General features: G+C 58.2%; 4 protein-coding genes and 1 pseudogene. All 5 read right to left on the bottom strand.

From position 1 onward, the window contains the following. Nucleotides 1-301, bottom strand: a pseudogene (locus AC1DWG_RS27320) (hypothetical protein); the annotation flags it as partial. 430 nt (nucleotides 302-731) lie between these two features. After that, nucleotides 732-1091, bottom strand: a complete 360-nt coding sequence (locus tag AC1DWG_RS27315) for a hypothetical protein (protein WP_477765270.1) — start codon at nucleotides 1089-1091, stop codon at nucleotides 732-734. Between the two features lie 23 nt (nucleotides 1092-1114). After that, nucleotides 1115-4075 carry a multicopper oxidase domain-containing protein gene (locus AC1DWG_RS27310; RefSeq protein WP_477788609.1) on the bottom strand — a complete coding sequence of 987 codons (2961 nt, stop codon included), beginning with the start codon at nucleotides 4073-4075 and terminating at the stop codon, nucleotides 1115-1117. A 378-nt stretch (nucleotides 4076-4453) separates the two neighbouring features. Next, nucleotides 4454-5587, bottom strand: coding sequence for an ATP-binding response regulator (locus AC1DWG_RS27305; protein ID WP_477788608.1), 1134 nt, complete (start codon nucleotides 5585-5587; stop codon nucleotides 4454-4456). A 49-nt stretch (nucleotides 5588-5636) separates the two neighbouring features. Next, the gene (locus AC1DWG_RS27300) at nucleotides 5637-10499 is read right to left on the bottom strand and encodes a response regulator (protein ID WP_477788607.1); all 4863 of its coding nucleotides are present in this window, start codon (nucleotides 10497-10499) and stop codon (nucleotides 5637-5639) included. Between the last annotated feature and the right edge of the window lie 260 nt (nucleotides 10500-10759).

Below are 10759 nucleotides of genomic sequence, written 5' to 3'. Positions count from 1 at the left end.
TTTTGGCTTGCAATTTTGGATTGAGGAAATACTCCATCCCCTTGCCGGCATAATCGATCCCGACAATACCAATGCCTGTAATCCAGAGCGCGACAAGTGCAAGCGATACGGTTTTTTGAAGACTGTCCATGTGCGCGTCATCATGGTGACCTGATGCATCGCCCTTCAGGAGTTGCTTGACCATTGCAATGTCACTGGTCAAAACCAGCCCGATTGCCACGCAGCAGGCGATAAGATGAAAATATACAACGCCCAAGCGCAAATATTCCCCGACTGGAGAAGAAAGAATACTAAGTTCCATGACTACCTCTTTGTTCAAACAGTGAATCAACCTGACTTTCAGGACAGCTTGATTAGAGTTTGCCGTTACTGACTGAAGTTACGATCCAGCCGTTTCAATTGAATAATCTTGCGGCATTACGCGGCCAAGATAAAAGCGAGTTTGGCGAATGAACTTTTAGTCATTCGATTATTTCCATTTTCAGGTAATAAAAAACCTCATTCGCACTTAGCTGATATGAGGTTTAACTTCCGCTTCTGGGGTCAGGTGAGGACCAGTGCCCGTGCCACCTGTTGCGTATTCTGAACGAAAAAACCGTATTCGTTCATTTTTTGATCAGTTTTGCTGACCAACGGCAGTGCCCATGACTGGTTGCACATTGCCATCTTTTATCGCGCAGCCTGCACCATTACTGGGTTTTCGGCGAGTCGGAAGGTAGGCGAGAGCCCCGCTATTTTTTTCGTCTTTTTTTCCAGATTCCATGGGGGAAATCGGGCAGTTTGAGCGAAACAGCCATAAAAAAGCCCTTGGTCGGGCTAACAAACCAGGTCAAAGCACTGCCATTTTTCCCTCGAAAAAAGCAAATTTGCGGCATTGCCACAGAGGGATTTTGGGGACGGCCGCAGGATTCGGCGAGAATCGTACGCCAAGCCGACTTGGCTAAGTGCGTTTGCTGTTCGAGTCCATCACCGAGAAAGCTGATGATTTTAGATTGTGACCGGCAGCAATCTACCCAAAGCCGACTGTGATGACAGGCGGCTTTGGGATTGAAACGGTCATGTAAGCGGTTTTTTGCGTTTGCTGACGACATGACCAGCCGTTAGATTGACGACGCTAGCCTTTGCCTCCGCTGACACCGCCACTGCTGCCTTTGCCACTGCTGCTGCCTTTGCCACTGCCACTGCTGCTGCCGCTGCTGCCTTTGCCGCTGCTGCTACTGCCGCTGATACCACTGCCACTGCTATTGTCCGGGTTATCGTTGACCCCGGCCTGTGGCCCGACGCCATCTCCCGTACGGAATGTCGGTAACGCAACCGAGTTCACGAATTTCACGCCGTCCCAGCTGGGCAAGGGTGTGGGCATCAATTGGAACTGGCCCGGATGCTCGGAGTCCCAGCGCAGCAGCATCGACGTGTCCTCATGCTGTGTGTTGTGGCAGTGTTCCATGTAGGTGCCGGCAAACTCACGGATGTGTATGGCCATCTCGACAGTGTCGAGGCTCTCGGGATGGCGGCCTATATCGTAGAGATCCTTGCGCGCGCCTTTTTCCCATTCTGGTGGTGGTTTGCCACCTCGAGTGAGAATGATCCCTTCCTCGAAGTGCACATGCACCGGGTGACTCCAGCCATTGCCGCCGTTCTGGATCTTCCAGACTTCCAGCGTGCCCTCACCCTTGAACCCGGCCGGTGTCGGGCCAGTGGCCAGTTGTGGCGCGGCTGAAATCCGCCGCGGGTCCATGTTGAAGCCTTCGCCGCCATCGGTCTTGATCGTCCAGGGCTTGAAATCCGTGCCGTTGGAGCGGCCAAAGATAAAGGTGCGGTGCCGCGCCTGGGCAAGCCGGGCGATATCGGCAGGGTCATCACGGTGCAAGGGCAAGGGGATCATGAACCTGCCCTCGGGCTTGCCAGGCTTGGCGGGCTCGAAGTCGACCGGATTCATACTGACATCCTGGCCGGTGTAAGGCTGGACGTTCAGTTGCAGGAACAGGCCCACGCCCGGGTCACCGTTGACCCACTGTGGCCCGTTGCTGGTTTGCCTGACAACGGGCAGGTACTTCCCGGAGAGTACATCCGCCAATGCAATGTCACGTTTTGGACGCTTGCCGTTTTCATGCTCCTCGATGTTGACGAAGAAAAGCTTGTCGCCGGGGTTGATGCCGTTCTTCGCGAAGTCGACGACGATGTCATAGCGCTCGCCAATGCCCTGTATCGGCAGAATGCCATTGTGGTTCTGAGTGTCGCCGTCGCCATCGAGGTCCAGGCTGCCATCGAACGGCACCGCGTGCTCCATGATATTGCCGTCGTTGGCAATCAAGTGGAACGGCACTCGGTTATAGGAAACAGCGGAGCTTTTCGGGCCAGGAAACTCGCCACCATTACCATTGACCTGACGCACCACCGCCAGCTTGAAGTAGCGAGAAACCGATCCGTTGAGAATGCGGAAACGGTAGCGGCGGGCACGTACGTCCAGGAAGGGCTTGTACTCCCAGTTGGTCAACACCTGGTCACCGAGAAAACCGTCGGTGTTGAAGGGGTTGAACCACAACTGGCCGGTCTGGTCCCAGGCCTTGTCGGCGATCRTCAAGTTGACGTCATAGTCGCGGTTACCCCACCCCAGCCCCGAACCGCTGGCCAAGCGCAGGTTGACCCCGTCGTCGACCGCCTCGTTGCCACGGTCCACGGCGCTGTAGTAGTTCATCATCGTAATATTGCCCTTGTAGACATTCTGCGCGGTGAAATCGAGCATGTGGTCGTGGAACCAGTGGGTGCTCATGGTTTCGCGCCAGTCGCCACGGATCTTGATGGTGCCGTTGTTACAGGTCTTGAAGCCGGGGCTGGCGTCGTTGACGAAAAGGATTTCACCGGGGTCGCACGGGAACGCTGCCCGTGGGTCCTGCGCAGTGGTGTTGATGCTGTCGTAACCGGCCAACTGGATCGGCCAGCGATAGTCGTAGTACTGGCCCGGGAAGAAGAACGCGTTGGCAAAGCCGTCGCTTTCCGCGGGCGAGTGGCCGTTATGTTCATGGGTGGTGAGGGTGTGCAGGCCAAAGCCCCGGTTGGCCGATGGGTCAATGGGCAAGGCATCGTAATGACGCATCAGCATCGCTTGGCCATAGCGTACTAGAAGCAGTTTGGGCGGAAAGGTGCCGTCGAATGTCCACACCGCATTATGGTCCTGGACAGGGAAGTTGGGGTGGAACTGCACTTGAATGCCCTTGGTGGTGCCCTCGTTGGCCGGGTCGCCGCTGGTGTTGTGGTAGAGCCCGCCGGGCGCGAACTCCCCCACGGCGTAGTTATGCCGTTGCATACGATCACGCAAGCCGCTGTTGACGTGCGCGCCTGCTTGCACCGTCTTGAAGGCGTCGCGCGGGAAAAACTCATTGAAACGCTGGTGCGACCAGCCTTTTCCCGGTGGCCGGCCTTCTGCGGGCGAATCGACCCGGCGATTGAGGAAAAGCTCGATCTGCGCCTTCCAGGGGTTGCGGTCCAGGACATTGGAGAACTCTGTCGGGAAGGGCGTCAATGCCGGCTGCCTGAGAAAGGCATCCAGCGCATCCGGCGACGGGCCGCTACGCGCCACCTTCAATGGATCTTGCGCCGGTGCGGGGCCCAGCGTCGGAACCGGAAACGGAACGGGGGATGGCGGGTCGGTCGCATCCAGTTTGTTCGAGCCGAATTCCTCGAAAAGTTCAAGCTTCTGGGTGAACGGTTGAGCCCCGAACACCGGGCTGGGATTACCGTTAGTGGGGATATTGAAGCTGGTTTGCAGATCGGGTGGCAGCACATTGTCGATCAAGGGGGTCTGGCGGTTACCGACGACTCCATTGGGTAAGTCGAAGGCGCCGACGTTTGCGGGAGGCAGCTTGAGCAAGTCCCGCAATGCGGCATCGGGGTCGGCGGGCGGATTGGTGAACGCCGATGGGTCGGTAGGAGGCGGTGGATCGGTGTTGTCGAGGGGGACTGCCCGGACCTGGGACAAGCCCAGCCCCAACATGATCACGGCAGCAGAGATGCTCAGCGCCAGCCTGGTTTTGGCCAATGCACCAGGTTTCAACCTTCCGGCTTCCAGTTTCATCGCAAACACCTCTGACGGTTCCTCGGAGCGCGTGGCAGTACATGGGCAACGAGCCACTGCTCCTGGCTCGGCGGGCGAAAAGTTTGATTTCGAGCCGGGATGGAAACGATGCAACTTTCCCGCCAAAAATGACAGGAAGTGACTAATGGCTCTACGCCACGCCCCCCCTTGTCCGCTGGCTTTAAGCCAGCGTATGAGCAGCCCGGATGAAAGCCCCGCTGACGGGGAATATCCCCCAGTAACGGGTGCGATTGTGCGCAATGTCTGGGTCAAGAGAAATGGCCACTTTCTGATCCGGCTATCGGTCCGGCAGAGGTGCCAGCAATATGGTTGGCCCGCCCGATGGGCCCGGGCCATAGCATTTCAATGCCATCCGGGTCAGTCGAGTGGCAGCGATATCGTTAATCTCGTTCCTTTGTCCGGTGCGCTGTCGATCGTGAATTCTCCGCCGAGCATGCTGATGCGTTCCTTCATTCCCACCAATCCGAACGAGTTCAATTTTTTGCGGTCCGTCATGCCGACGCCATTGTCCTTGATCTGCAGGTAAAGCCGGYGACCCTCCTTGTAGAGTTCGATATCCACCTGTGTCGCTTGCGCGTGCCGGGCAATATTCGACAGCGATTCCTGCACAATGCGGAACAGCGTCGTGGCGGATTTTTCATTCAGATCGCAACGCAAATTTTCGTCTTTCGCCGACATCGTGCAATCGATCGCGCTGCGCTGCCGGAACTCTTCAAGTTGCCACTCGATCGCTGCCTGCAATCCCAGATCGAGTACGGGCGGCCGAAGATCATTGATGATGCTGCGGACACTGCGGATGGCTGTATCGAGGTGATTCAGAGCATCGCTGGCCTTTTCGTTGAGCTTGGGGTGCAGGGTACTGGTGCGCGCCTGCAACATGGAGACGTCGATTCGCAACGCCAGCAGACTCTGTCCCAGCTCGTCATGGATGTCGCGTGCGATCCGCTTTCGCTCTTCTTCCTTGATGTGCTCCTGATAGGAGGCCAGTTCACGCAGCTGCAGCTTCGATTGCAGCAATTCTTCGGCCTGCATCGTCAGTTTGCGTTGCAGGTAGAAGAGGTCGACAAACACCCGGATCTTGGCGCGAAGAACCGCGGCCACAATCGGCGAGAAGATGTAATCCACTGCGCCGGACGTATAACCGCGGAAACGCTCGGAATCCGTTTCGGCCTCAGCTGTGACGAAGATAATGGGCGTGTGGGCCGACTTCGGGCGGCCGTGAATGAGTGCAGCGGTTTCAAAGCCGTCCATCACTGGCATTTTCACGTCAAGCAGAATGACGGCGAAGTCGCGCTGCAATAGCAGGCGCAGCGCCTCGCGCCCGGAAGTCGCCGTGGCAATATCGAGGCCCATGTCGGCAATCACTGCGGCGAGCGCCGTAAGCTTGGCGCGATTGTCATCCACCAGTAACACGGATGCTGGCACGCCATCAGGCGGGAGCGGGTGCCGCACCTGGGCTCTCTCATTGAATACCGGGGGTTCCTGCTGCATATTTATGTCACTTCGGTTTGCGCTGGCGCGCAATGAGCGCGGTACAGCGTCATCGATAGAGCCATTTGCGCATCAGTGACAGCAGCTGGTCGGTATCCACTGGCTTGCTGACATAGTCCGATGCTCCTGCCTCGAGGCACTTTTCACGGTCACCCATCATCGCCTTGGCGGTCAGCGCAATCATGGGCAGGGTTTCAAATCTCTTGAATGTACGGATCTGGCGCATGGTTTCAAAGCCATCCATCCCGGGCATCATGATGTCCATCAGCACGATGTCGGTATCGGGCTGCTGCTGCAGCAGTTCTATGGCGGTTCGGCCGTTTTCGGCCGTAGCCACCAGCATTTTGTTGCACTCGAGCACGCTGGTCAGGGCAAAAATATTGCGCACGTCATCGTCGACCACCAGGGCCTTTTTACCCTCGAGACTGTCCGAACCCTCATAGAGTTTTTCCAGCATCCTGCGCTGGGTCGGCGACAGCCTGGCTACGACGCGGTGTAGAAACAGCGCGGTTTCGTCGAGTATGCGCTCGGGGGACTGAACTGCCTTGATGACGCCCTTGCCGAGCAGTGTCCTGAAACGCTCGTGTTCCGGCTTGGTCAGTGTCTCTGCACCATAGACGACGATCGGCAATTCACGCATGGCGTGGTCTTCCTGCAACGCCTCGAGAAAGCTGATGCCGGATGCGTCGGGCAGTTTGAGATTGATTGCCATGCAGTCATAGCGTTTCGTTGCCAGTTTCTTCAAGGCTTCAGCGCCACTGGCGGTCGTTTCGATCTTCACGTCGGTGTTGCCGAGTAGATCGAGGATGCGGGCGCGGTTCTCTTCGTCGCCGTCGATGAGCAGCAGGTTCCTGGTCTTGTGCCGAGCGAATGCCACGATGCCGACCAGCGCATTTTGAATCTCGTCGGCTGTAACCGGCTTGAGCAGATAGTCGAAAGCGCCATAGCGCAGCCCGCGTGTGTGGTCGTCAGCGATCGAGATGATCTGGACCGGGATGTGACGCGTGACGAAATTGCGCTTCAACTGCTCGAGCAGCGACCAACCATCGATGTCCGTCAGGCCCGGGTCTAGCGTGATCGCGGCGGGTTTGAAGCGCTCGACAAGCTCCAGTGCATCCGCGCCACGGGTCGTGACGATAGCCCTGAACCCCTTCTGGTGCGCGGCCTCGAGCAGAATGCTGGCGAATCGGGCGTCGCCCTCGAGCATCAGCAGCACCTGGTCCCCGGGTTGGACAGACTCGCGGTCGTCCGGTATCTGTGCAGACGGGCCTGACATGAGGTCGCGCCTGACTTGGCCAGGTACTGTCTCTGTCGCTGATTCGTCCAGCGTTTGACGCTGGGCATCCTGTGTACGCAAGGGTACGTACAGCGCGAAAGTACTGCCCTTGCCGATCTCACCGGGGATCAGCCGCAGCTCACCGCCCAGCCGGTGTGCGAGCTCGCGGCTGATCGACAGGCCGAGGCCGGTGCCGCCGTATTTTCGTGAGGTTCCGGTATCTGCTTGCTGGAATGCTTCGAAGATGAGCTTCTGCTTGCCGGCAGATACGCCAATGCCGGTGTCGGTGACCACGAAGGCGACCACCGCATCGGCGCTATTGAGTTCGCTGTGATCCACGCTCCACCCGGATACAGCGGGTTCGATGCTGATCTTGACACTGCCTTGCTCAGTGAACTTGAAGGCGTTGGACAGCAGGTTCTTGACCACCTGCAGCAGGCGCTTTTCATCGGTCAAGATGAAGGGGGGCAGGGTAGGCGCCAGTTCAATCGTGAAGTCCAGGCCTCGGTTTTCGGCGACCGGCCGGAAGGTGCGTTCGATCTGGTCGTGCAGATCGGCGAACAGCGCTTCATTCAAATCCAGTGTGACCGTACCCGACTCGATCTTGGACAGATAGAGAATCTCGTCGATCAGCTCCAGCAGATCTTTGCCCGCGCTACGGATGGTCTTGGCATATTCGACCTGCCTGGGCGTGAGATTGTGTTCCGCGTTGTCGCTGAGTTGCCGGGCCAGGATCAGCAAGCTGTTCAATGGCGTTCTGAGCTCATGGGACATACTGGAGAGGAATTCGGACTTGTACTTCGAGGTCAGCATCAGCTGCTCCGCCTTCTCCTCCAGCGACAGCTTGGTGATTTCGACTTCGCGGTTCTTGCGCTCGACTTCGGCTTTCTGCTCCGCCAGCAGTCCAGCCTTGTCCCCCAGTTCCTCGTTGGTCTGTCTCAATTCCTCTTGTTGCCTTTGCAGCTCCTGCGCCAGCGATTGCGACTGCTTGAGCAGTTCTTCGGTACGCATATTGGCTTCGATCGTGTTGAGCACGATACCAATCGATTCAGCAAGCTGATCAAGGAAGGTTTGATGAATGATGCTGTAGCGCGTGAACGAAGCCATTTCGACGACGGCCTTGACCTTGTTCTCGAACAGGATCGGCAACACGATGATATTCAGCGGAGCGGCCGCACCCAGTCCCGATGAAATCGCGACGTAATTGGCGGGTACATCGGTCAGCAGGATGCGCCGCTTCTCGTAGGCGCATTGCCCGACCAGGCCCTCGCCGAGCCGCCACTCATCGTTCACATTGATGTTTCCCTTGTACGCATAAGCGGACAGCAGTTTGAGTTTCGCAGGATCGGGCGGGTTCTCGTTCATCATGTAGAACACACCGTGCTGGGCGTTGATCAGCGGAGCCAGTTCAGACAGCACCATCTTGGAGACTGCCGCCAGATCGCGCTGGCCCTGCAGCAGGCGGTTGAATTTCGCGAGATTGCTCTTGAGCCAATCCTGCTCCGCGTTTTGCCGCGTGGTTTCCCGCAGGTTGCGGATCATCTCGTTGACGTTGTCCTTCAACTCCGCCACTTCACCCTTTGCTTCCACCTCCACGTAACGCGTCAGATCGCCCTTGGTCACGGCAGTCGCCACGTCGGCAATTGCGCGCACCTGATTGGTCAGGTTGGCCGCCAGACCGTTCACATTGTCGGTCAGATCGCGCCAGGTGCCGGCAGCACCCGGCACGTTGGCCTGGCCGCCCAGCTTGCCCTCGACCCCCACTTCACGCGCCACCGAGGTCACCTGATCGGAGAACAGCGCCAGCGTATCGGTCATACCGTTGATGGTGTCGGCCAGTTCGGCGATCTCGCCCTTGGCTTGCAGTGTCAGTTTCTTCTTCATGTCGCCGTTGGCTACCGCGGTCACCACTTTGGCGATGCCTCGCACCTGGCTGGTCAGGTTGGCCGCCATGAAGTTCACGTTTTCGGTCAAATCCTTCCAGGTGCCGGACACGCCTTGCACCTGTGCCTGTCCCCCGAGCTTTCCTTCGGTGCCGACTTCGCGCGCCACCCGTGTCACTTCGGCGGCAAAGCTGTTGAGCTGGTCCACCATGGTGTTGATGGTGTTCTTCAGCTCCATGATTTCGCCCTTGGCTTCCACGGTAATCTTGCGCCCCAGGTCGCCTTTGGCCACCGCCGTCGTCACGTCGGCGATGTTGCGCACCTGATTGGTCAGGTTGGCCGCCATGCTGTTGACCGAGTCGGTCAAGTCTTTCCAGGTTCCACCGACGCCCGTCACCTTGGCCTGACCACCGAGCTTGCCGTCAGTCCCCACTTCGCGTGCCATGCGCGTCACTTCGTCGGCAAAGGTCGAGAGCTGGTCCACCATTGTGTTGATGGTTTCCTTGAGTTGGAGAATTTCACCTTGCGCTTCGGCTGTGATCTTGCGCGACAGGTCGCCGTTGGCTACCGCCGTCGTCACGTCGGCAATGTTGCGCACCTGGGTGGTCAGGTTGGCCGCCATGCCGTTGACCGAATTGGTCAAGTCCTTCCAGGTACCGGACACGCCGGTCACTTCGGCCTGTCCGCCCAGTTTGCCTTCGGTACCGACTTCCAGCGCGACGCGTGTCACCTCCGAGGCGAAGCTGGAGAGCTGGTCGACCATCGTGTTGATCGTGTTTTTCAGTTCGAGAATCTCGCCCTTGGCTTCAACGGTAATTTTCTTGCCGAGGTCGCCGCGCGCCACCGCCGTCGTCACCTGTGCGAGGTTGCGTACCTGGGTGGTCAGGTTGGCCGCCATGCCGTTGACCGATTCGGTCAGGTCGCGCCAGGTGCCTGATGCGCCGCGCACTTGCGCCTGACCGCCCAACTTGCCTTCGGTACCGACTTCCAGCGCCACGCGGGTCACCTCCGCAGCGAAGCTCGAGAGCTGGCCGACCATCGTGTTGATGGTGTTTTTCAGCTCGAGAATCTCACCCCTGACTTCGACGGTAATCGTCTTGCCCAGATCGCCTTTGGCCACCGCGGTCGTCACGTAAGCGATGTTGCGCATCTGGGTGGTCAGATTGGCGGCCATGTCGTTGACGGAGTCGGTCAGGTCTTTCCAGGTGCCGGACACCCCTTTGACATTGGCCTGCCCACCGAGAATCCCTTCAGTGCCGACTTCGCGCGCCACGCGGGTCACCTCGGAAGCGAAGGAGCCCAGCCGCGTCACCATGGTGTTCACGATCCTGGCGGATTTGAGGAACTGACCCCGCAGTTTCAGGCCGTCGAGTACCGGTGGTACCTGCTGGCTCAGATTACCCTCGGCAACCGAACCGATAACGCGAATCATCTCGCTCATCGGGCTGATGAGGTCGCTGGTCAGCGCATTGCTCGAGTTGACGATCTTTTGCCATGAGCCTTTCATCATCGGCAATTGGATACGCTCATCGACCTTGCCCTGCTTGCCGATCAGTCGCGCCACGCGTTCGAATTCGGTGGCGGTGTCGGCCGCCATGTCGATGATCTCGTTGAGCGTGTCGGCGATCTTGCCCGGCATGCCGGTCCAGTCTTGCGGCATACGCGTGGTGAAGTCACCATTGCGCAACGCCTTCAGCGCTGCCAGCAACGTCTTCATGTCGAAAACTTCGATCGGTGTCGTCACTGTGGCCATGTCTATGTCCAGTCAAGATGGATGCCACGCGCAAGGCGTTACGCAGGAGCCGGCATTGCAGTATTGACCATGCTGAAACCGAGCGTTGGCTTACGAAATATTAGCAAGGTTGGCGCAATGCCCCGGATCCTGGGGAAATTGGCCGGGAACAGGCCGTTCCAAGCGACAGCACCGGCAGTCCGGAGTAGTGAGCACTAGCGGCTGAGGCAAAAAGTGCAAGTGTGCTCTGTGCCTGCTAACGTCAAACGCTGCAGCAGATT

The sequence above is a fragment of the Pseudomonas sp. P4_B3 genome (assembly GCF_056402295.1).
The sequence above is the reverse complement of the archived record's forward strand: the minus strand, read 5'-3'. Positions and strand labels throughout refer to the sequence as shown.